We start from the raw sequence: 20670 nt of genomic DNA, 5'->3' as shown, positions 1-20670 counted from the left end.
GATCCGCACCACCCCGCCGGCCCTGGGCCCTGACGTAACACCGACGGGAAAGGGTGGCGCCGGGTCCCTGTCGCGGGCAGAGCGACAGGAACCCGGCGATGTCGGTGTTCGGCGGGTGGTGCTGCGAGCTCAGTGCTGGTGGACGAAGGGGCCCTGGATGGCGAAGACGTGGCCAGGGCTTTGGATGTTGGCGAACAGGATCTTCTTGTTCCTCGAGAAGTTCGGCCCGGTGAACTCGGAGTCGTTCAGGTCGTTACGGGCGAAGAAGAACGCCTCGCCTCGGTCGTTGGCGCCGGCGAGGTGGCTGGCGCCCTCACCGTCCTCGGCGAGGATCACGCCGCCGAACGGGGAGACCGTGATGTTGTCCGGACCGTCGGGGTCGCTGTCCTGGTCGCCGGGGGTGTAGGCGAAGCGGAGCTTGAGTTCGATGGTGCCGCGGCTGGGGTCGAGGAACCACACCTGACCGTCGTGCGCCACCGCGCTTCCGTCGTCCGTACGCGCGAAAGAGGCGACGAAGTAGGTTCCGCCGTCGGCCCACCACATGCCTTCGAGCTTGCGGCTGCGGGTGATCTGCGTGTCACTGAACTGCTTGCGGGTCGGTGTCGTCTTGGCGTCGCGGTCGGGGACGTTCACCCAGGTCGTGCGATAGGTGGTGCCCGGTTCGGTGGCCACCGATAGGTCGGGTACGAGGGTGCCGTCCTCGGTGGTGGCCGCCAGCGCCTCGAGCGTCCCGGCGTCGTCTGCGAGTTCCTTCAGCGACCCCTTGCCCAGCGGAAGGGCGGCCCGGGGCGGAGTGTAGCGGTAGAGCAGGCCGTTCGGGTTGCCGGCGTCCTCGGTCAGGTAGACCAGGCCCTCGTCCGGGTCGACCGCGACGGCTTCGTGGGCGTAGCGACCGAGCGCCTTGATCGGCCTGGGGTTCTGGTTGGCGTCCTGGTTGTGCGGGTCGACCTCGAACACGTAGCCGTGCGGCTTGCCGAGGATCTCCTCGGTTTCCTCACAGGTGAGCCAGGTGCCCCAGGGTGTCTGCCCGCCCGCGCAGTTGTTGTGCGTGCCAGCGAGGCTGACGTACTCCCGGATGCGGTTGCCGTCGCCGTCCACCTCGATGTTGGTGGTGCCGCCGTTGGCCTGCTCGTCGTAGACGAGCCCGCTCAGGTGCGGGACCGGGAAGGGCTCCGCGCCGTCGATCTCGTGGTTGTTGACGAGCACGCTGCCGTTGCCGCCGCGTCGGGGGAAGGAGGCGGTGCCGTCGGGGTCGGACGGGGTGAGCTCACCGCTTTCGAGGCGGGTGACGCCCGCCTGGGCGATGAGCTTGTAGCTGAACCCCGCGGGGAGCGACAGCAGTCCGGCTGGGTCCTGGATCAGCGGCCCGTACCCGAGTACGTGCGGACGCCCTCCCTTGCCGCCGGGAGCGGCGTGCGCCGCACCGGCGCCGAAAACAACGTCGACGCTCCCGACCAGGGCGATTCCCAGCCCGGTGGCCGCCGAGCGGCTCAGGAAAGACCGTCGCGACACGCCCTGCGGCTGCTCAGAGGCCGGATCCAGAGTGGTCATGCGTGCTCCTTAGATCGTTGACAATCTCCGCCGATCGTGCGCGCCCCACGTGTCCTGCAGCTGAACGCGCGCTGACCCCTGAGCGTCCAAGCGTGGTCGCGTCGCAGGAGAGTGCCCGGCCACTGTTCGCTCCGGATCGCCGACCGGATCGTCGCGAGCCGCGCGAACGTCAGCGGGTCAGGGTCGCGGTGTCGTAGCCGGGCGGGTACCACCCTTCGAAGTCCTGGTAATGAACCGTGAAGGTGGTCGTGCCCTTGGGGAGCGCGTAGGTCGCGGAAGCCTTTCCGGTCGTGTCCATCCGGCCGCGCCCGAACTCCTTCTCCGGTCCGCCGTTGGTGGACGCGGTGATCCACCAGTAGTGGTCGCCGCCCGCTCCTGACGGTCCGGACATGGGCGAGCTCCACGTCACAGTGAGGTTGGCGGTGCCCTTCTGCTTCCCGCTACCGGTCGCCGCCGTGACCGCGAGATCGGTGACCGGGGCCTTCGGCGGATGCGCCGGGCCGAAGGAGTGCAGCAGGTACCGCTCCTGGTAGTAGTCGTCGTAGCTGACCGCCCAGGCCCGGCTCCCGTCGCGGTTCACCAGGAGCGTGCCCTTCCAGAGGTTGTCGCCGCTGCGGAAGTCGACCGCGTAGGTCGGGGTCGTGCTGCCCTTCTTGTAGAGCAGGACGTCGGGGTCGAAGGAACTGGTGTCGGACCGTCCGATCGCGACGGTGCTGCTGTCGGCCGACCAGGCGGCGTCCGCCGGGTAGGCGCCGCTCGGGTAGACGGTGGCGTCGGCCAGATCGGGCATCCGGTACGCGTGGTGTTCGTAGGGGTAGCCGGTCGATTCCACCACCTCGGTGCCGTCGGGGCTGAGCGCGTAGTCCTGCAGGTTCTCGCCGGTGTCGGTGCGCCTGCTGCGGATCTGCGGCGTGGTGCCGGTGACGTCGATGACGTAGGTGGTGACCGGTGAGTATCCGGTGTCGCCGGCGACGATCAGGCCGGGCGCGCCGGCGCTGGCGTCGATGACCGGCTCGTAGTTGGGCCCGGCGGTGTAGACCGTGGGCGGGGTATCGGGGCTCGACCACACCAGCAGCCCACCCGAGCCGAGGCCACAGTCCAGGAATCCGGCGACGATCTTGTCGCCCGTGGGTTCGACGACGTACGGACAGGCACCGGACGGAACGGGATAGGCGGCCTTGACCGTCAGGCTGTCGGCGTCAAGAGCGGTGACCCGGTTGAAGCCCTGTGCCACCAGGAGCCTGCGATGGTCGTCGGCCAACACGAGGTCGGAGACGTCGGTGACCGCGGTGACGCGCTGTTGGAACTGGCCGTCGAGATCGGTGACGACGAGCGGCAGTCCGGTGCCCACGCCCTGGGCGAGGTAGAGCCGGCCGCGGTCCTCGTCCAGTTCGATCGCGCGGAAGTCGTCGACCGGGAGCGGCGTACCGACACTCTTGACGGCACTGACCTGTGCAGCGGCTGCAGTGGTCCCACCGGAGTCGGCAGCGGGCGCCGGGGGCGCGCCGTAGGCCGACGTGGTGACACTCACCGCGGCGATCGCACTGACCATTCCTAGCGTCAGTATCCGTGCGCGCATCTGTGCACCTAATGGTTGTTAACGGGGTCGGCCCGGGTTCGGGCAGACTTCGGGTTTGGTGGCCGCCGGCGGGTGAGCACTTGTTGCTCCTGAACCCCTGTGGGAGTTCCGATGAAAGATCGTGCCCCCGCCGGTGACCGAGAGAGTTGATCGCTGATGGGATGTCGTGCTTGTCCCTGGTGGGCGTGAGCACTGGTTCATTAGGTCGCCGATGGTTCTCTCGTACGGCCGCCGATGTTGACCATGACCAACATCGAGCCTGGGAGGCGCGTTGCTGTTCGTAGGAGATGACTGGGCCGAAGACCACCACGACATCGAGCTGATGGATGCCTCTGGCAGGCGGCTTGCCAGAGCGCGGCTGCCCGAGGGCGTGGCCGGGATGGCCCGGCTGCACGCGCTGATCGGCGAGCAGCTCGGTGAAGACGCCGACGAGACCGCCGAGCAGGTGGTGATCGGGATCGAGACCGATAAGGGCCCATGGGTGCAGGCGTTGATCGCTGCCGGGTACCGGGTGTGTGCGGTGAATCCCTTGCAGGCTTCCAGGTACCGGGAACGGTACGGGATGTCTGGCGCCAAAAGCGACGGCGCCGATGCGCACATGCTGGCCGACATGGTGCGCACCGATTCCCACCAGCTGCGCCCGGTGGCCGGCGACAGTGCCGAGGCGGCAGCGATCAAGGTGGTGTCTCGTGCCCACAAGAGCATGATCTGGGAGCGGACCCGGCACATGCAGCGGCTGCGGCACGCCCTGCGGGACTACTTCCCGGCTGCGCTCGAGGCGTTCGAAGAGCTGACCACGCCCGATGCGCTGGAACTTTTGGCCAAGGCACCAGACCCCGCGTCGGCGGCGAAGCTGACGCTCACCCAGATCCGCACGGCGCTGAAACGAGCACGTCGACGCGGCGACATCGACACCAAAGCGGGCAAGATCCAGGCTGCCCTGCGCGCCGAGCACCTCGGCCAGCCCGCCGTGGTGGCACAGGCGTACGCGACCACCATCCGCGCTGCCACTGCCGTGCTGGCCACACTGAACGAGCAGATCAAGACCCTGCAAGGGCAGGTGGAGCAACATTTTGGCCAACACCCGGACGCTGAGATCGTCCTGTCTCAGCCGGGCCTGGGGCCCATTCTCGGTGCCCGGGTGCTCGCCGAGTTCGGCGACGACCAGCACCGCTACACCGACGCCCGCGCCCGCAAGAACTGTGAGGATCATGGCGTGTCGTCCCAGGCCGTGGCCTGACCCGCGCAAGAACTGGCCGTGATGCCTTCGTGTAGATCTGTCGGCCACGGCCTGGGGCGGTGCGTGCGGCCGCCGGACCGGCGGGGCGTGTCCCGATAGGGGCCTTGCCGTGAACAGGGCACCATCACAGTTCTGACCGCCCACGCCTGGACCGGCGGTGGCCTTCCGTCCCCATGGCGATCAGGAGTCAGACGACCATGCCCAGCATGTCCCAACCCGTGCGGCGCGACCAGGATGAGACCAACCTAGACGACGTCGTCGTCGGCGTGGATACACACAAGAACACGCACACCGCGGCGGTGGTCACGCTTCTGGGTGCGCTGCTGGCCACCGCGACGTTCCCCGCGACCACCGCTGGCTACCGGGAGCTGGTGGCCTGGACGCGTGGTTTCGGGACGCTGCGGCGGGCCGGCATCGAGGGCACCGGCTCCTACGGCGCAGCGCTGGCCCGGTACTTGCGCTGCAAGGGTGTCGAGGTGATCGAGGTAAATCAGCCTGACAAGGCCACCCGCCGCCGGCGGGGCAAGACCGACGTCATCGACGCCGAGTCGGCCGCCCGCGCGCTGCTGTCGGGCCGGGCCACGGCCGCGGCGAAGACCGGGGACGGGCCCGTGGAGATGCTGCGGATGTTCAAGCTGGCCAAAGCATCCGCCCTCAAGGCTCGCACCCAGACGATCAACCAGCTCAAAGCCGTGCTCGTCGCCGCCGACCCGGCTCTGCGGGAGGCGATGTCCGGACTGAGCAACACCGCCCTGGTCCGGCACTGCGCAGCGCTGGAGGCCAGCACGCCCGACGATGTCGTCAGCGCCGCGGCCTACACGCTGCGCATCCTGGCCCGCCGGATCCTCGCGTTGACCACCGAGATCAGCGACCTGGAGCAACGCATCACCGAGGCGGTCAAAACCCGAGCACCCAGGCTGCTGGACCGGCCCGGCATCGGCCCCGACAACGCCGCGACCCTGCTGATCACGGTCGGCGACAACCCCGAACGGCTGCGCAGCGAGGGATCCTTCGCGTCGCTGTGCGGTGTCAGCCCGGTCGAGGCGTCCTCCGGGCAGACCACCCGCCACCGCCTCAACCGTGGCGGCGACCGCAACGCCAACGCCGCGCTCTACCGCATCGCCCTGTCTCGCCTGCGCTGGGATCCGGCCACCCGCGACTACATGCAACGCCGCATCAGCGAAGGCAAGACCCGACGCGAGGTTCTGCGCTGCCTCAAACGCTACATCGCCCGCGAAGTCCACCAGATCATCACCAAGTCCACACCAGACACAACCGCCAGTCCCGCAGCGGCTTGACATCCATAGGGGCATCTACGCCGGCACCAGCCCCATCACCCGCGCCTCGGGCAAGAAGAAGGTCGTCGCCGCCCGCTACGTTCACAACGACAGGCTCATCGACGCCCTGCTCAGCCAGGTCGTCCCCGCCATGACCGCCTCGCCCGGTGCGCGAGCCCTCTACGACGAGCTGCGAGCCCGCGGCACCGACCACTTCGCAGCATGCAGACACGTCGCCAACCGGCTCGTCGGCATCCTGCACGGCTGCCTCAAGACCCGCACCCTCTACAACGAGGAAACCGCCTGGGCTCACCGCTCGGCCAAACCAGAGGAAGCTGCGGTTGCGGCTTGACATTCAAACTCCAGGGATGTCTTTCTCTTCGCGCACGATCGCATCCCGACCGTGCGGAACCGTGGGCCCCGCTGGCTCACGCCCGAGCCGGCCAGCGACTCCCGGCTCCACCAGCGCAAGGCCTAAGGGGGTTATCGGCGCCCGGACCGGTTTCGTTACGCGCGGTCGGCATCCGACGTAGGTCCGCGCGCCCCGGCGCCGTGCTGGTGCGGGGAATGAAATCGGCCCGGAACTGTGTTCTTCCCGACGCGGGGCATGGAACCCGACAGGGGACCTGCTCCGGTGAGAGGAAGGACGGACCCGATGAAGGTACGCAACTCGCTGCGTTCGTTGATGGCCAAGCCGGGTGCGCAGGTCGTCCGGCGCCGTGGACACGTGTTCGTGCTCAACAAGAAGAACCCGCGCTTCAAGGCTCGCCAGGGCTAGTGCGCCTCACCTCCGCGCCGGCGGTAGCGCCGCGCAGCTGAACGTCGAACGGCTCGGCCGGACCCCTTGTCTGGGGACCGGCCGAGCCGTTCTCGTTTCGCTGCCGGCAGGTGGCACGGTCCGTAGGACACGTCCTAGGCTCGACGACCGTGCAGTAGTTCGTGTACGGCCGCGACCGCCCCGGCTCTTTCGCGCTCAAGATGAGTCTGAGCGAAGACCACTGGTCGTTCATGGATGGGTAGGTCGCCCGCGGCCCCACGCTGACCGGCGATGGCGAGGAGGCAGAGTCGACGGGCAGCCTGCACATTGTCGACCTTCCAGACGCGGACGCCGCCCGCACGTTCGCGTACGAAGAGCCGTACTACCGCGCCGGCGTCTTCGAGTCGGTCCTGCTGTGCCGCTTCCACAACGTCCTGGGCCACACGATGTGGGACTTCACCGAGGCGGTCGACGGCTACGGCCGATTCCTGGTGATCACCATGGACGAGTCCGACCCCGCGCCGGTCAGGTCGAAACACATCATCGTGTACGGCGAACTGCTCGCGCTCGACGGCGAGGCGCGGCTGGGCCGGGCGGCGCTCGTGGAGGCGCCGGACCGGGAAGCGGCGGCGACGTTGTTGCCGGCCGGCCGCGACAGCCGCACGGAGGTCCATCCATGGCGCTTCGGCGGCAGACCCGCCCAGCGGTCCTAGGGTGTCCCACACTTTCTGCCCTCCGCGTGCGCCTGAGAGCGCAGGACCGCACCAAACGGGGACGTATCCGGCATCGCCGTCCCTGAAACTGATCGCCTAATCTGGGGCGCCGGTGTTGTCGAATCCGTGTCGGCCGTCCGACGTAGGGGTGTAGGGCGACAACCCCAACCGAACGGAGAGCCACCATGGCCCAGTACGCGATCCTGATCTACGCGGGCGACTCCGCCCACAGCACGGACGCCACGCCGGAGGACCTCGAACTCCACAACCGGCACGCCGAGCAGGTCGAGAGGTCCGGGAGCATGGTCGCGGCGTTCGCGCTGCAGCCGGTCGACACCGCGACCTCGATCCGCGGCGACGTCGTGACCGACGGTCCGTTCCTGGAGGCCAAGGAGGTCGTCGCGGGCTTCTACGTGATCGAGGCGCCCGACTTGGACGCGGCCCTGGCGATCGCCCGTACCAACCCCGCCACCCAGCAGGGCGGCGGCGTGGAGGTACGGCCCGTCCACAGCGGCTTCGTCAGCTCGAGCGAGGGATGACGGACCGCACGGACGTCGAGACGGCGGTCGCGGACGCGCACCGTCGCGGCTGGGCCCTGGTGCTCGCCGCGACGGCGCGTGTCGCGCGGGACCTGGACCTGGCCGAGGAGTGCGTCCAGGAGGCCTACGCCGCCGCGCTGACGGCCTGGGTCCGCGACGGGATCCCGAACAACCCCGAAGCGTGGCTCACCACCACGGCCAAGCGGCGCGCGATGGACGCGATCCGGCGCGAGCAGGTGTTCCGCTCGAAGCTGCCGTTGCTGGTGGAGCCCGAGGAGATGGTGGACGAGGTCGCCATGGACGAACAGTCGGGTGTGGAGTCGGGTCGCGAGTCGGGTGCCGCGGGGTCGGGCCCGGAGGGCGTGGCCGCGGCCATCGACGCCGGGGAGGACGTCGTTCCGGACGAACGGCTGCGACTGATCTTCCTGTGCTGCCATCCGGCGCTGGCGCAGGAGGCGCAGCTTGCTCTCACCCTGCGGCTGGTGTGCGGGGTGTCGACGGCGGACATCGCGAGGGCGTTCCTGGTCTCGGAGTCGACGATGGCCGCCCGGATGACCCGGGCGAAGAAGAAGATCGTCGCCACGCGCATCCCCTACCGGGTGCCGGGAGCGGCGGAGTTGCCGGATCGGCTGCGCGCGGTGCTCGGCGTGATCCATCTGCTGTTCACCACCGGGCACACCGCGCCGTCGGGTGCCGCGCTGGTGCGGACCGACCTCGTGGACCAGGCGCTGCACCTGACCCGGATGCTGCGTGACCTGATGCCCGACGAACGGGAGGTACGGGGGCTGCTCGCGTTGTTGCTGGTCACCGACGCTCGGCGAGCGACCCGTGTCGACGACCGCGGCCGGCTGCTGCGGCTGGAGGAGCAGGACCGCTCCCGCTGGGATCGCGCGGCGATGGCGGAGGCGCACGAGCTGATCGTGGCCGGGCTGCGCGGCGGGCGGCCGGGCCGCTATGTGGTGCAGGCGGCGATCGCGGCGCTGTACGCCGAGGCGCCGACGTATGAGGAAACCGACTGGCCGCAGATCGTGACCCTCTACGACGAGCTGCTGGTGGTGTGGCCCTCTCCGGTGGTGGCGTTGAACCGTACGGTCGCGCTGGCGCGCGTCGCCGGGCCGGAGCGGGCGCTGGCGGAGGTCGAGGCGCTGGAGGCGGCGGGTCAGCTCGCCGGGTACCAGTACCTGCCGGCGGTCAAGGCCGACCTGCTGCGGCAGCTGGACCGACGCGAGGAGGCCGCGGTCGCCTACCGGCAGGCGTTGGAGCTGACCAGGAACGACGCTGAGCGGGAGTTCCTCGCCGAACGCATCGCCGAGAGCCAGGCCCCGACCACTTCGTAGTGGCGGGCGAGTTCACCGGATGGAAAGGCATCGTTAGCAGACGCGTCCTCTCTCCAGCGAAATCGCACCGTATGTTACGGATGTCCGATCCAGGAATTGCGTCGGACCGAATGTGCGGGAGTCACCAGTACAAGGAGAGACCGTGGACGCAGAGAACAAGGGTCCTGGACATTACGACCCGTTCTCCCTCCATAAGAACGACCCTTTCCCGTATTTCGAAGAGGCTCGCGCGCAATGCCCGGTGGACCATAATCCGATGCTGGGAACATACGTCGTCACTCGGTATGACGATGTGGTGAGCGTTCTCAACGACCCGGCGACTTTCTCCTCCTCGGTCTCCATCCCCTCCTACCGGACCAATCCTTCGGAGGTCAGGGAGGTACTCGGCCCGGACTTCCAGGGGGTGGCCGGCGTGAAGATGGTCGTCGCCGATCCCCCCGAACACGCGGATCACAAGCGCATCGGGAGCTGGCTGTTCCGCCGCGACCGGGTGAATGTGTTCGTGCCCCGAGTGCGGGAGATAGGTGCCGAGCTCATTTCCGGGTTCGTCGATGCGGGAGAGGTAGAGCTGATCAGTCGGTTCTCCGAGCCGTTCGCGTACCACGTCCTCTGCGACTTCATCGGAATTCCGAAGGACGCCAGGGACGACGTCAGGGCGTGGACCGACCAGATCATCACACTCGTCGACCCGACGGCGTCCATCGAGAACAAGATGGCCGCGGCCAGGGCGGTCCACGACTGGAAGGCGTTCGCCGATGAGCTGGTCGCCATCAGGACGTCACACCCCGAGAACGACATGGTGAGCGAAATGATCGCCGCGGGGCACTCCGACCGGGCCAGGGAGTATGTCGAGGGTGCTCTCACCGCCGGTATTTACACCACACGGGACATGATCTCCAGTTGTGTGGTCGCGCTGATGCATCCGGACAATCGAAAGTACTGGGACGAACTCGGCGTGAACCCGGAGATCGCGCCGTCGGTGATCGAGGAGTCCATGCGTCAGGATGCCCCACACAAGGGACTGAGCCGAATCGCGACGCGGGACGCCCGCATCGGCGACACTGACGTTCCGGCCGGATCGCTCGTGATGCCGCTCGTAGGGTCGGCCAACCGCGACGAGAGTGTCTTCCTCGATCCCGACGTCTTCGACCCGCTCCGGGACAACGTCAAGCAGCATCTCGCGTTCGGCCGGGGTATCCACCTGTGCATCGGTGCCTACCTCGCCAGGACGGACGGCGCGATCGCTCTGGAGCTCCTCGCCCGGGCGCTGCCGAACGCGAGACTCGCGGACGGGTTCGTGCCGGAGTACTTCCCGTCGATGTTCTTCAGAGGTCTGCAGGACGTACGCCTTTCCTGGTAGTCGGGTGCTCTGGCACCCGCACGGCGGCCCGCGTCGCCACGGCTGCGCCAGCCTGGTGGGGCCTCAGCCGTGAGACGTCGGCGCCGGCGGCGGGCAGGGTTGTGTCGCCGTGGGTGCGGGGATACGACAGGCACAGCACCGTGACCGTTTCTCGGCCGATCGGGTCCCCACCACCATGTGGCATCGTTTCCGAGCCTGGCTACTGGAGGATCTTCCCGACCAGGCCAAGCAGAGACTGGGCCCACACGCCGAGCCGGCCGCCACGGAACGTCGCCAACCCTGGTGGAAGGTGATGTGTCTGACCGGGCTGGACTACTTCTCCACCCTTGGTTACCAGCCCGGTATCGCGGCACTGGCCGTTGGTCTGCTGTCCCCGGTCGCGACGGTGGTGCTGGTGGTGGTCACCCTCGTCGGGGCGCTGCCGGTCTATCGCCGGGTCGCGCAGGAGAGTCCGCACGGCCAGGGATCGATCGCGATGCTCGAGCGGCTCCTTCCGTTCTGGAAGGGCAAGCTGATGGTGCTGATCCTGCTCGGCTTCGCCGCCACCGATTTTGTCATCACCATGACGTTGTCGGCCGCGGACGCGACGGCCCACATCGTGGAGAACCCACACGTACGGGACGTGCTGAGCGGACACGAGGTGCCCATCACCCTCGGGCTGCTCGCCGTCCTGGGCGGAGTGTTCCTCAAGGGGTTCCGGGAGGCGATCGGTGTCGCGGTCGTCCTCGTGGCCGTCTACCTGGCGATGAACGTGGTCGTCGTGGCGGTCGGGCTCTGGCAGGTCGCCACCACACCGCACGTCGTCGCGGACTGGGCGACGGCGCTGACCGCCCAACGTGGCAGCCCGCTGCTCATGGTGGCGGTGGCCCTGGTGGTGTTCCCCAAGCTCGCCCTGGGCCTGTCCGGGTTCGAGACCGGCGTCGCCGTCATGCCGCACATCCAGGGCCGGCCCTCCGACACCGAGGAGCGGCCGGTCGGACGGATCCGCGGCGCCAAGAGGCTGTTGACGACCGCCGCGCTGATCATGTCGGTGTTCCTGATCACCAGCAGTATCGTCACGACGCTGCTCATCCCGCACCGGGAGTTCGAGCCGAGCGGTCAGGCCTACGGCCGGGCCCTGGCCTATCTGGCGCACGAGCACGTGGGCCGCACTTTCGGGACGGTGTACGACGTTTCCACCATCGCGATCCTGTGGTTCGCGGGAGCCTCGGCCATGGCGGGGCTGCTCAACCTGTTACCGCGCTACCTGCCCCGGTACGGCATGGCGCCGCACTGGGCGGGAGCGGTGCGGCCGATGGTCCTCGTGCTGACCGGGGTGGCGTTCCTCATCACCTGGATCTTCCAGGCGGACGTCGAGGCGCAGGGTGGCGCCTACGCCACCGGCGTGCTCGTGGTCATCACCTCGGCCACGTTCGCCGTGACGCTCGCCGCCCGGCACGCCCGGCAGCACCGCACGATGGTCTTCTTCGGGATCGTGGCCGCCGTGTTCGTCTACACCACGCTGGCCAACATCGTGGAACGGCCCGAAGGGGTGAAGATCGGTGCGATCTTCATCGGCGCCATCGTGGCGTTCTCGTGCCTGTCCAGGTTCGTCCGTGCCTTCGAGTTGCGGATCACCGACGTGGTGCTGGACGAGCGGGCGCAGCTGTTCGTGCGTGACTGCGCCAGGCGGAAGGTGCGGTTGATCGCGAACGAGCCGGGCCCCCGGGACGTGGCGGAGTACCGGGAGAAGCTTCGCCAGATACGGGCCAGCCACGGGATCCCGGAGGAGGACCCGGTCCTGTTCGTCGAGGTGACCGTGCGCGACCCGTCGCGGTTCGAGAGTGAACTGCGGGTGCGTGGCGAGGTCCTCCACAACCGTTACCGGGTGCTGACCATGGAGAGCGCGACCGTGCCGAACGCGCTCGCGGCGTTGCTGTTGCACATCCGCGACGAGCCCGGCTGCCGGCCGCACATCCACTTCGAGTGGACCGAGGGCAACCCGGTCCACAACCTCCTACGGTTCCTTCTCTTCGGGGTGGGCGAGGTCGCCGCCGTCACCCATGAGGTGCTGCGTGAGGCCGAACCGGATCGGTCCCGGCGTCCTGACGTCCACGTCGGCTGAGGTCTGCCGTGCGTGGTCGCGGCGGCGAGGACCTCGCCGGCCTCACCGGCGGCCGGGCACCGGCAGCTGGAGCCACTCGTACACCACGGTCGCGGTCCGTTGCACGTAGCTGTCGGCCACGCTGCGGGGCAGGCCGGAGAACGACGTCGTCGTGGCGAGGGCGACCTCGCGGCCGGGGAGCAGGATGTAGCCGGAGTCGTGGGAGACGTCGTCGAGTTCGCCGGTCTTGTTGGCGAGGTACTGGCGCGGGATGACGGCGCCGTACTTCGTGTTGACCAGCTGCCCCTTCATCAGCGCGATGATGTGGTCGCTGGAGGACCGGCTGAGGATCTTCCCCTGCCAGATCATCGTGAGCAACTCGGTGACCTCGGCGGAGTCGATGTAGTTCTCCTGCAGCGGCGGGTTCGCCGGCTGGATCATCTTGCGGCCGAGGTGGAGGGTCGTGAAGCCCAGGTGGTCGATGTAGGCGTTGACGGCGGGGAGGCCGCCGGCGATGTCGATCAGGACGTTCGTCGCGGTGTTGTCGCTGACCTGGACCATGAGCTCCATCAGCTCGCGGACGCTGATGTCCAGCGGGAACGACCTGGTTCGCAGCGTGCCGGAGCCGCCGACGATGTTGGGGTCACCGGCCGGGATGGTCACCATGGTGTCGAGGCTGAGGGTGCCGTGGTCGACCCGGTCCATGAGCAGGGCGAGCAGCGGGAGCTTGATGATGCTGGCCGCCTTCACCGTCTCGTCGCGGCCCGCGCGGGCGACCTTGCCGTGCGAGGTTCCGGAGACGTCCTCGACCGTGACGCTCATCGTCACGCCCGCGGCGGCGGCGTCCTTCACGACGGCCTCCAGCCGTCGGCTCAGCTGCGGCCAACTCGGCTCGGCCCGTCCTGGGGGTGGCGCCGCGACTGCCGCCGTCAGCGGAGGTGCGGACGCGGAGTGCGAAGGTAGCGGCGGGGGCAGCGGAGCCGCGGGGGCGGGCGCCGCCAGGGTCACAACCACCGTCGCGGCTGTCACGCAGGCGGCCACCGCTCGGGTGAGCATGGTCAGAGCAGGCTTCATGAAGGCATGACCTTTCGAGAGCGCCGTGTTCGCGCGGCAGGGATGCCCCCATCGAAGGTCAACGACTTTTCGTCGATGTCACGCCTGGTTGCGGCACGGTTATCTGCGCAGGTGGGCCAGGCTGCGGACCGGTTGCGGCCACAGCCTGGCCTTCGTCGTGGAGCGGTCCGCCTAGCCTGGTCGGGCGGCACCGGCGTAGGGCATGTAGGCCATCTTGATGTACTGCACACCCTCGCCCGGTCGGGGCGCGTGGATGACCTCACCGTTGCCGACGTAGAGGCCGACGTGGTGCATGTCGCTGTAGAAGAAGACCAGGTCGCCCGGCTGCAGGTCGGACTTGGACACCTTGGCCGAGACGTTGTACTGCTCGTGCGCGGAGTGCGGCAGCGAGACGCCGGCCTGCTCCCACGCCTTCATGGTCAGGCCGGAGCAGTCCCAGCTGTCCGGCCCGGCGGCGGCGAAGACGTACGGCTCGCCGAGCTGCTCCTTGGCGAAGGCGAGCGCGGTCGCGCCGCGACCACTGCCGGGCGGGGGCGGCGGCTGGGGCGTCGACGGCGGCTTGGGCGAGCCCGGCGACTTCGGCGACTCCGGCGTGGACTCCCGCTCCGCGCGTTCGCGGGCGGCGCGTTCCTGCTCCTTGCGGCGCTGCTCCGCGGCGGCCGCGAGGCGACGGCGTTGCTCCTCGGTGAGCCGGTCGAGGATGGCCTTCGCCGCGGCGGCCTGGTGGAGGGCGGTCTGCCGGCGGGTGTCGACGGCCTGCTTGGCCTTGCGGAACTCCGCGAGGCTGGCGGCCTGCGCGGCCTGCTGCTCGGCCAGCCGCTTGCGCGCCGACTCGAACCCGCGCAGCTGGTCGGCCTGCTGCTTGGACAGGGCGTCGGCCGTGCTCATCTGCGCCATGAACTCGGTGGGGTTCTCGGCGACCAGCAACCGCACGGTGGTGTCGGTGCCGCCCGCGCGGTACTCCTCCGCGGCGAACTTCCCGATGTCGGAACGCAGTGACTCCACCGTCTGCTGCTGGCGGGCCACGTCGCCGTTCAGCGTGTGGACCCGGCGGTCGATGACCTTCAACTTCTCACCGAGAGCGTTGGCCTGCTCGGTGACCTGCTCCGCGTGCGCGTAGAGCTGGTCGACCTGCTTGCGGACCTGTTCGATGTTGGAGCTGGTGACGGGCTCAGCGGAGCTGGAACCAGGTACGGCGGCGACCACGATGACGGTCGCGGTGCCGAAGGCGAGCAACGCTGACCACGGCGTGCGCCTGCGATGGTGCGGCACGGGCAGTGCGCCCCTTCCTTCCACGACGCCTACCGGGTTAGCTGACGGGTTCGGGCGGGGAGGTCGCCCTACGAAACGGTGCCGTGGCCTGTTGGCCGGACGCCGCGCCGATTCACCCCAGGAACCTGGTTCCCCGGCTCCCCGGCGGGACGGGCCCGACGGGGATTAAGCGAAGCCTCTGCGCCGACCGGGATGGTCGACTCAATTCGGACAGAAGCCTTGAGTGGACACGCTAGTAACCGATTCGTGATCTTTCAACCTTGGCGTCGGTGCCGACGAGGCAAGACTTCGTTAAGTCACTCTGCGGAATTCTCCCGACGCAGGCCATTACGTCCGTTATGCGCGGTTCTCAGGTTTCGGTCACGCGTGGTCAGGCTCTCTGCGCACGTCGTCTGACCTGCGGCGATGGGTGAGCGACCAGGCTGGGCGGTCAGATTTCACGCCGACGGGAGTGATCGCGTGGCCATTGTGGGAAAGGGCGGGCGCTCCCGGCCGGTGAAATCGCCCTCAGTGGCTGTGGCGTAGCCCGGTGAACGTGACGTCGACGAGTCGTTCGACCGCGACCGTCGACGGCAGGAAACCTGCCGCCGCGAGCGCGTGCAAACAGTAGAGCGCGAGTTCGTCGGGACTGACGTCATCGCGGACGCCGCCGGCCAGCGCGGCCGCCTCGACCGCGTCGCGGACGAGGCCGTGGAGCCGCGTGTGCGCCAGGGAGGTGTGCTCGTCCCGGTGGAGGAACGCCGCGAGTTCGGCGCCATGGTGTCGGTGCTGGCGTGCTCGCCGTTGATGGATGATGGCGTAGGCGGTGAGGACGGCTCGGAGACGATCACTCGGATCGGAGCCCGCGCGTTCGAGGACCTTGGTGAGTTCGTCGAGATGGCGGCCGACCTCGCGTTCGTGCCAGGCGAGCAGGATCGCGTCGACGTCGGGGAAGTACTTGTACAACGTCGCGCGACCGATCCCCGTCAGTTCGGCGATCTTCGACATCGTCACCGACGCGAGTCCGTGCTCGGCGAGCAGTGCCGCCGCGGTGTCCAAGGTCGCGTCGCGAACCGCGCGACGGTGCGCGTCGATCGTCTCGTTCCACAGCCTCGGCACCGGCTCAGGCTACACAACGGCACTGGAGGGGCGATCTGTATTGACAGAGACAGATTGTATCGATAAATCTGGTGGTCGAAGGGCGCGCCAGCCCAGTGCTGACGCGGCCCGACGTCACCGACGTGAACGCCACGACCGGAAGGGGAGCCGATGCTCACCGCCGAAGCTCGGATCGAGACGGAACGCGCGAGTCGATACCTCGTGCAGCTCTTCCGGCATCTCGAGCACCTGAGCGGCCCGTCCGCCCATCCGTCGCACGGCGGCACAGACGGCGAGATGTCGACGCGCCCCGACGTGCGGCACGTCGACTACTCCGACACGCACGGGACCCTTCGCCTGGACATGGGACAGTTCACCGCGGCGGCAACCTCGGACGCGCTGATGCTTCGGGTCGAAGCCGCCGATGAGGCGAGTTTGCTCCGGATGCGGGAACTGCTCGGTGGGCGGCTGGAGCTGATGGGCCGCCGCGACGAGTTGGTTGTGACCTGGCGCCTGGACGCGGATCCGGTCGAGGGGCCCACGAAGGCGGCTCCCGTTCCGAAGAAGTGACCATCCGGACTCGGGAGGGTTCAGCCTTCGATGATGTTGTGCACCTGCCCGTAGAACGGTTCGGTCGCCTCGACCCCGACCTTGTGCAGGATGGGGAAGAGCGCTTCGTAGAAGGCCCGAAGATGCTGTTCGGAGTCCCACACGTCGACGACCTGTAGCGCGCCGGACTCGCCGTAGCACACGTGGTAACGGCGCCCTTCCGGAGAGCCCCAGCCCGCGTCGTCCATCAGTTGGACGATCTTGTCGTACTGCTCGTACGTGAACCCGGGCGGGGCAAACCTGTACAAAACTTGCATCGCGCAGTAGTTCCTCGACCCTCTGTCGAAGCAGCTGGCATCTGGCTACCTGCAGCTATGGTGCCACCGCCGGCGCAGTGCCCGTCATCGGCTCGGACGGTAGGCGTTCCTGGGTAGGGCGGTGGCCTCGAGGCGCGTACGGGTTGTCGGCGCTTCGAGGTCACCGCCCACCAAGGGCGATGAGGGATCGACAGGTCAGAGCGCCGGTCGGGCCAGGAGGAAGTCGGTCGCCTGCTGGAAGGCGTCGGCGACCTTCAGCGCCAGGGCGTCGTTGCCCGGCTTGGCCGCGCACTGCATCGACAGCGGCATGCGTTCGGCGCGGGACAGCCCCGTCGGGATCGCCACCGCGGGTGCGCCGCTGAGGTTCCAGATGTTGGTCTTGCTGCCGCTGGAGGGCCGCGCCGAGGGAACGCCGCCGCCGGCCTTGAGCCCGGCGATGTTGTCGGCCGGGTGGATGATCACGTCGATGTCGTCGAACATCGACAGGAACTCGTCCCGCCACAGCCGCCGTACCCGCTGCGCCTGCACGTAGGTGTGCCCCGGGACGAGGACGCCCGCGACGACCTTGTTGCGGTAGTCCTCCGACATCTTCTCCGGACGGGTCAGCAGGTTCTGGTGCTGATAGGCGGCGACCTCCACGCTGCGCACCGTGTCGTAGAAGGAGCTGACGCTGCTCAGCCCGGGCAGCAGCGCCTTCGACCGCACGGTCCGCACCGTCGCGCCGAGGGAGCGGACCACCGAGACGGCCCGGTCGAACGCCGCCAGCTCCTCGTCGTTGGGGACGCCGAGGAGGAAGTCGCCGGGCGCGGGTACGCCGACCACCACTCCACGCAGCGGGCGCCGGCCGCCGTTGTCGCCCATCTCCTTGGCGATCTGGTAGCGCTTCACCTGCCGGGTCAGTGGGTCGAGGTCGTCCTGGCCGCCTACCGCGTCGATGACGAGTGCGGCGTCACGGGCGCTGTGCACCAGGCAACCGGGATGGTCCATCGACCAGGCGAGCGGGAAGATGCCGTGCAGGCTGACCGTGCCGTAGGTCGGTTTGAAGCCGGTGACACCGACGTTGGCGGCGGGGCCCCGGATCGAGCCGCCCGTGCACGTACCCACGCCGACCATGAACTCCGACGCGGCGATACCGGCGGCCGAACCGGAGCTGGAGCCGCCGGGCGTGCGCAGCAGGTCCCACGGGTTGTTGGCCGCGCTGACGGTGGCCGTCGCGAGTTCGCTGGTGCCCACCTTGCCGAAGACGATGGCCCCGGCCGCCTTCAGCCTGGCCACCGCGGTGCCGTCGAAGTCCGGGACGAATCCCTCGTACAGCTTGGAGTTTCCCTCGGTGACCTTGCCCTTGGTGAAGTAGATGTCCTTCAGGCCGATGGTGATGCCGTGCAGCGGTCCGCGGTAGTGACCGCGGCGGATCTCCTGCTCGGCCGCGCGCGCGGCGGCCAGGACCTCCGCCGCCGGGTAGGGGTTCACGAAGGCCAGCACCCGCGACTCGACCTCGGCGATCCGGGCGAGGGTGGCCTCGGCCAGGTCGACGGGTGAGAGCCTGCGCGACCTGATCAGCTGCGCGGCCTGCCAGACCTCGAGGTCGTACAGCGGAACGTCGGGGGTGTGGCCCTTGAACGGCACGTCGGTCGAGGGTGTGCCGCTGCGCGTGGTCGGTTCGGCGGCCGCGCCCCCGGTCGTGGCGGCGGTCACCGCCGTGGTGGTGGCGGCAACGGCTGCCGCGCCGGTGACGAACCCGCGCCGGCTCAGTCCCGTGGCGGCGCTCATGGCAGCCAGTCCGGGACGAGTTGGACGACGGGGACGGGCGAGGAGTCCTGCGGGATGGCGTCCAGCACGGCGCGGACCTCGGCCGCTCCGTTGAGCACGTCAGCCAGGATCGCGGTGGGCATCTGTGCGTCTCCGAGCCCGAAGGCGGGCCCGACCTGTCGGGCGTACTCCAGTGCGGTCTCGTTGGTGTAGGGCGGTGGCATCGGTCTCCTTCGTCGACGGGAGCCGGGGGCTGGGGCCCCGATGGCCCAGACGATGACGGGAGACCGGACCGGCATCAATGGACGAAATACAAGATCATCAGCTTCGTAACGTGGCGGGTCACCATGCGGACAAGGGAAGAATCCGTCAACATCGCCGACATCGCGCCGACATCCACGGGCGGTTGGGCCGGGGTCGCCGGTGAGCACACCGGTGGGTGGGACGTCCGGCCCGACGCTGGTAGGCCAGGGAACAGACCGCGGGTGTCCACTGCCGGGGGTGGGTGGTCACGTCAGCCGCGGCGGCCCCGGATCGGGCTGCTCGCGTGTCGCGACAGCACTGGTGGCCGGGTGTGCGAAGTTGCCTACGCCGCCGCGAGGGTGGCCACCGACACAACGGGGGGACAGGTGCGTGTCGAGATGTACGAGGCGGTGTCGGGCGAGGCGGTGTCGGAGGATCCGGGTCGGCCTCGGCTGGCGCGGCCACGGTTCGGGCTCCGGGCGGGCTCGTGGTCACTGCTGACGGTGACGGTGCTGGCGGTGGGGTTGGGGAGGCTCGAGGAGGACTGTCCCTCCTCCGACGCCCGTTCTTCCGACCTCGCCCCCGGACCCGCCTCCGATGTGCCGGCCGTCATGCCGAACCTCCTCGGCAGGAGCGCACGCGCGGCCGAGGAGACCCTCGGGTCCAACGCGAGCGTCCTGCTGCGCGACGCGACCGGCCAGGACCGAGCCGTGCTCGTCACCTCCAACTGGCAGGTGTGTGAGCAGAGTCCCCGTGCGGGGGGCTCGCTGGCAGGAGCCCCGGTGACCCTGAAGGTGGTCAAGTACGGCGAAGACTGCTGAAGCAGGTAGGGCCCGCCGCGCGGGTACGTGGGTGCGACCCCTGCGGGGGTCGGACGGCCTCGAGGCAAGGACGGGTTGACCGCGCGTCGAAGCCGTCGTCCGCGAACGTCGCCAAGGGCGTGCGGACATCAACGGACCACATACAAGATCATCGTGTTCGCGATGTGACGGATCAGAGGCCTGCGGAGACCTCAGCCCGCAACCCCTGCTTGACGGCGCCGGTCGGCGACCTCGACGGCCGCCCGCACGAACGCCGACAGCGCCCGGCCGCGGGTGTCCGGCGGCCAGGCGAGCAGAACCCGGGTCGTAGGGGCGTCGACCACCGGGACGGCCACCAGGTCCTGGCGCAGGTGGTCACGCGCGGACTCCGGCAGGACGACGACGACGTCGCCCAGGGCGACGAGTTGCATGAGCTGGCCGGCGTCGTGGACCAGCGGGCGGTGGGCGGCGTCGTCCGGGGGCGGCTGGTGCGGCCACCGGGGCAGTCGTTCGTCGTCCAGGTCGGCCACGGACACCTCGGTCCGCCCCGCCAGCCGGTGCGAGCGGTCGACGACCAGGATCTGGCGTTCCTCCAACAGTTCCACGCTGTCCAGCCCCGTCGGGTCGTCGTAGGGGGCCTGCAGAAGGCCCACGTCGGCGCTACCGTCGCGGAGCAGTCGGGCCTGCTCGCCGATGCCGCAGACCAGGGGCTCCACCGGAACAGCGTCGGGGCTGGTGGCGTAGGCGGCCAGAGTGTCGGGGAGCAGACCGGAGTCGCCGCCGGGTTTCATGACGACCACCAGGCGGGGTTCCTCCCGTCCCGCGCGCTGGGTCCGGCGGGCCGCCGCGTCGACCGCGGCGAGGGCGTGGTCCCCTTCGCGCAGCAGGACCTCGCCGGCCGGGGTGAGGCTGACGCCCCGGCTGCCCCGGACCAGCAGCGGCACGCCCAGCCGGCGCTCCAGTTGCTGGATCGCCCGCGACAGCGGCGGCTGGGCGATGCCGAGCGCCTGGGCCGCCCGCCCGAAGTGCCGTTCCCGTGCCACCGCGACGAAGTACGCCAACTCGCGGGTCTCCAGTCGGTTCATACCGGCAGGGTATGGCCCGTGACCTGATCGGTGCTCGTCACGCCGGGGTTGCGCTGGTGGAGTGGGCG

Annotated in this window: 20 protein-coding genes, 1 pseudogene and 1 riboswitch; of the genes and pseudogenes, 12 read left to right on the top strand and 9 right to left on the bottom strand. The window is 69.1% G+C overall.

The features are described 5' to 3' along the window. Positions 1-129 precede the first annotated feature (129 nt). Together HEB94_RS06665 and HEB94_RS06660 are read right to left on the bottom strand one after the other, a co-directional pair. Positions 130-1551, bottom strand: coding sequence for an alkaline phosphatase PhoX (locus HEB94_RS06665; RefSeq protein WP_192749094.1), 1422 nt, complete (start codon positions 1549-1551; stop codon positions 130-132). A gap of 169 nt (positions 1552-1720) precedes the next feature. Further along, positions 1721-3130: a YncE family protein gene (locus tag HEB94_RS06660; RefSeq protein WP_192749093.1), complete on the bottom strand. Its 1410-nt coding sequence runs from the start codon at positions 3128-3130 to the stop codon at positions 1721-1723. Between the two features lie 271 nt (positions 3131-3401). Here HEB94_RS06660 and HEB94_RS06655 point away from each other — a divergent pair, with 271 nt between their 5' ends. From HEB94_RS06655 to HEB94_RS06615, 10 genes and pseudogenes are all read left to right on the top strand, one after another. Beyond that, positions 3402-4370 carry an IS110 family transposase gene (locus HEB94_RS06655; protein ID WP_202896180.1) on the top strand — a complete coding sequence of 323 codons (969 nt, stop codon included), beginning with the start codon at positions 3402-3404 and terminating at the stop codon, positions 4368-4370. 206 nt (positions 4371-4576) lie between these two features. Next, positions 4577-5668: an IS110 family RNA-guided transposase gene (locus tag HEB94_RS06650; protein ID WP_192748806.1), complete on the top strand. Its 1092-nt coding sequence runs from the start codon at positions 4577-4579 to the stop codon at positions 5666-5668. A 130-nt stretch (positions 5669-5798) separates the two neighbouring features. Continuing rightward, entirely contained in the window at positions 5799-5999 is a 201-nt protein-coding gene (locus HEB94_RS49045) for a hypothetical protein (protein ID WP_202896179.1), read from the top strand. A 303-nt stretch (positions 6000-6302) separates the two neighbouring features. Then, on the top strand, positions 6303-6425 hold the full coding sequence (gene ykgO, locus HEB94_RS06640) for a type B 50S ribosomal protein L36 (RefSeq protein WP_192749092.1): 123 nt from the start codon (positions 6303-6305) through the stop codon (positions 6423-6425). Positions 6426-6682: 257 nt separating this feature from the next. Beyond that, positions 6683-6817 (top strand): annotated as a pseudogene (locus HEB94_RS54395) (YciI family protein); the annotation flags it as partial. Positions 6818-6850: 33 nt separating this feature from the next. Continuing rightward, the gene (locus tag HEB94_RS50310) at positions 6851-7117 is read left to right on the top strand and encodes a YciI family protein (protein ID WP_238361446.1); all 267 of its coding nucleotides are present in this window, start codon (positions 6851-6853) and stop codon (positions 7115-7117) included. Between the two features lie 185 nt (positions 7118-7302). Then, positions 7303-7656, top strand: coding sequence for a YciI family protein (locus HEB94_RS06630; RefSeq protein ID WP_192749091.1), 354 nt, complete (start codon positions 7303-7305; stop codon positions 7654-7656). Then, positions 7653-8993 carry an RNA polymerase sigma factor gene (locus HEB94_RS06625; protein ID WP_192749090.1) on the top strand — a complete coding sequence of 447 codons (1341 nt, stop codon included), beginning with the start codon at positions 7653-7655 and terminating at the stop codon, positions 8991-8993. The genes HEB94_RS06630 and HEB94_RS06625 overlap by 4 nt, the downstream gene beginning before the upstream one ends. A gap of 256 nt (positions 8994-9249) precedes the next feature. Next, complete coding sequence (locus tag HEB94_RS06620) at positions 9250-10353, top strand: cytochrome P450 (protein WP_192749089.1); 1104 nt, start codon at positions 9250-9252, stop codon at positions 10351-10353. 175 nt (positions 10354-10528) lie between these two features. After that, positions 10529-12457, top strand: a complete 1929-nt coding sequence (locus HEB94_RS06615; RefSeq protein ID WP_192749088.1) for an APC family permease — start codon at positions 10529-10531, stop codon at positions 12455-12457. Between the two features lie 42 nt (positions 12458-12499). Here HEB94_RS06615 and HEB94_RS06610 read toward each other — a convergent pair whose 3' ends face one another. From HEB94_RS06610 to HEB94_RS06600, 3 genes are all read right to left on the bottom strand, one after another. Next, a complete protein-coding gene (locus HEB94_RS06610) occupies positions 12500-13510 on the bottom strand; it encodes a serine hydrolase (RefSeq protein WP_192749087.1) in 1011 nt (336 codons plus the stop codon). A 171-nt stretch (positions 13511-13681) separates the two neighbouring features. Then, positions 13682-14782, bottom strand: a complete 1101-nt coding sequence (locus HEB94_RS06605; RefSeq protein WP_192749086.1) for an NlpC/P60 family protein — start codon at positions 14780-14782, stop codon at positions 13682-13684. Positions 14783-14793: 11 nt separating this feature from the next. After that, a riboswitch (cyclic di-AMP (ydaO/yuaA leader) is annotated at positions 14794-14964 on the bottom strand. Between the two features lie 325 nt (positions 14965-15289). Next, positions 15290-15880: a TetR family transcriptional regulator gene (locus HEB94_RS06600; RefSeq protein ID WP_192749085.1), complete on the bottom strand. Its 591-nt coding sequence runs from the start codon at positions 15878-15880 to the stop codon at positions 15290-15292. Between the two features lie 150 nt (positions 15881-16030). Between HEB94_RS06600 and HEB94_RS06595 the strand changes: the two genes are divergently transcribed. Further along, positions 16031-16429 carry a DUF2218 domain-containing protein gene (locus HEB94_RS06595; RefSeq protein WP_192749084.1) on the top strand — a complete coding sequence of 133 codons (399 nt, stop codon included), beginning with the start codon at positions 16031-16033 and terminating at the stop codon, positions 16427-16429. A gap of 20 nt (positions 16430-16449) precedes the next feature. Here the strand turns inward: HEB94_RS06595 and HEB94_RS06590 are convergent, their stop codons facing one another. From HEB94_RS06590 to HEB94_RS06580, 3 genes are all read right to left on the bottom strand, one after another. Beyond that, entirely contained in the window at positions 16450-16725 is a 276-nt protein-coding gene (locus tag HEB94_RS06590) for a hypothetical protein (protein WP_192749083.1), read from the bottom strand. Positions 16726-16920: 195 nt separating this feature from the next. After that, positions 16921-18495: an amidase gene (locus HEB94_RS06585; protein WP_192749082.1), complete on the bottom strand. Its 1575-nt coding sequence runs from the start codon at positions 18493-18495 to the stop codon at positions 16921-16923. Then, positions 18492-18698: a hypothetical protein gene (locus HEB94_RS06580; protein WP_192749081.1), complete on the bottom strand. Its 207-nt coding sequence runs from the start codon at positions 18696-18698 to the stop codon at positions 18492-18494. Before HEB94_RS06580 ends, HEB94_RS06585 begins: the two co-directional genes overlap by 4 nt. A gap of 405 nt (positions 18699-19103) precedes the next feature. On the opposite strand from HEB94_RS06580, the gene HEB94_RS06575 reads away from it, so the two are divergent. Then, on the top strand, positions 19104-19538 hold the full coding sequence (locus HEB94_RS06575) for a PASTA domain-containing protein (RefSeq protein WP_192749080.1): 435 nt from the start codon (positions 19104-19106) through the stop codon (positions 19536-19538). 191 nt (positions 19539-19729) lie between these two features. On the opposite strand, the gene HEB94_RS06570 is transcribed toward HEB94_RS06575, so the two are convergent. Continuing rightward, complete coding sequence (locus HEB94_RS06570; protein WP_202896178.1) at positions 19730-20602, bottom strand: LysR family transcriptional regulator; 873 nt, start codon at positions 20600-20602, stop codon at positions 19730-19732. Positions 20603-20670 lie beyond the last annotated feature (68 nt).

Origin of the sequence: Actinopolymorpha pittospori, from assembly GCF_014873875.1 — a bacterium.
In the GTDB taxonomy this organism is placed as follows: Bacteria; Actinomycetota; Actinomycetes; order Propionibacteriales; family Actinopolymorphaceae; genus Actinopolymorpha; species Actinopolymorpha pittospori.
This window is presented reverse-complemented; position numbering and strand designations above follow the sequence as displayed.

Coding starts and splice junctions, on each gene's coding strand:
- HEB94_RS06665 (WP_192749094.1), bottom strand. CDS start 1,551: ATGACCACTCTGGATCCGGCCTCTGAGCAGCCGCAGGGCGTGTCGCGA.
- HEB94_RS06660 (WP_192749093.1), bottom strand. CDS start 3,130: ATGCGCGCACGGATACTGACGCTAGGAATGGTCAGTGCGATCGCCGCG.
- HEB94_RS06650 (WP_192748806.1), top strand. CDS start 4,577: ATGTCCCAACCCGTGCGGCGCGACCAGGATGAGACCAACCTAGACGAC.
- HEB94_RS49045 (WP_202896179.1), top strand. CDS start 5,799: ATGACCGCCTCGCCCGGTGCGCGAGCCCTCTACGACGAGCTGCGAGCC.
- ykgO (WP_192749092.1), top strand. CDS start 6,303: ATGAAGGTACGCAACTCGCTGCGTTCGTTGATGGCCAAGCCGGGTGCG.
- HEB94_RS50310 (WP_238361446.1), top strand. CDS start 6,851: ATGTGGGACTTCACCGAGGCGGTCGACGGCTACGGCCGATTCCTGGTG.
- HEB94_RS06630 (WP_192749091.1), top strand. CDS start 7,303: ATGGCCCAGTACGCGATCCTGATCTACGCGGGCGACTCCGCCCACAGC.
- HEB94_RS06625 (WP_192749090.1), top strand. CDS start 7,653: ATGACGGACCGCACGGACGTCGAGACGGCGGTCGCGGACGCGCACCGT.
- HEB94_RS06620 (WP_192749089.1), top strand. CDS start 9,250: ATGCTGGGAACATACGTCGTCACTCGGTATGACGATGTGGTGAGCGTT.
- HEB94_RS06615 (WP_192749088.1), top strand. CDS start 10,529: ATGTGGCATCGTTTCCGAGCCTGGCTACTGGAGGATCTTCCCGACCAG.
- HEB94_RS06610 (WP_192749087.1), bottom strand. CDS start 13,510: ATGAAGCCTGCTCTGACCATGCTCACCCGAGCGGTGGCCGCCTGCGTG.
- HEB94_RS06595 (WP_192749084.1), top strand. CDS start 16,031: ATGCTCACCGCCGAAGCTCGGATCGAGACGGAACGCGCGAGTCGATAC.
- HEB94_RS06590 (WP_192749083.1), bottom strand. CDS start 16,725: ATGCAAGTTTTGTACAGGTTTGCCCCGCCCGGGTTCACGTACGAGCAG.
- HEB94_RS06585 (WP_192749082.1), bottom strand. CDS start 18,495: ATGAGCGCCGCCACGGGACTGAGCCGGCGCGGGTTCGTCACCGGCGCG.
- HEB94_RS06580 (WP_192749081.1), bottom strand. CDS start 18,698: ATGCCACCGCCCTACACCAACGAGACCGCACTGGAGTACGCCCGACAG.
- HEB94_RS06570 (WP_202896178.1), bottom strand. CDS start 20,602: ATGAACCGACTGGAGACCCGCGAGTTGGCGTACTTCGTCGCGGTGGCA.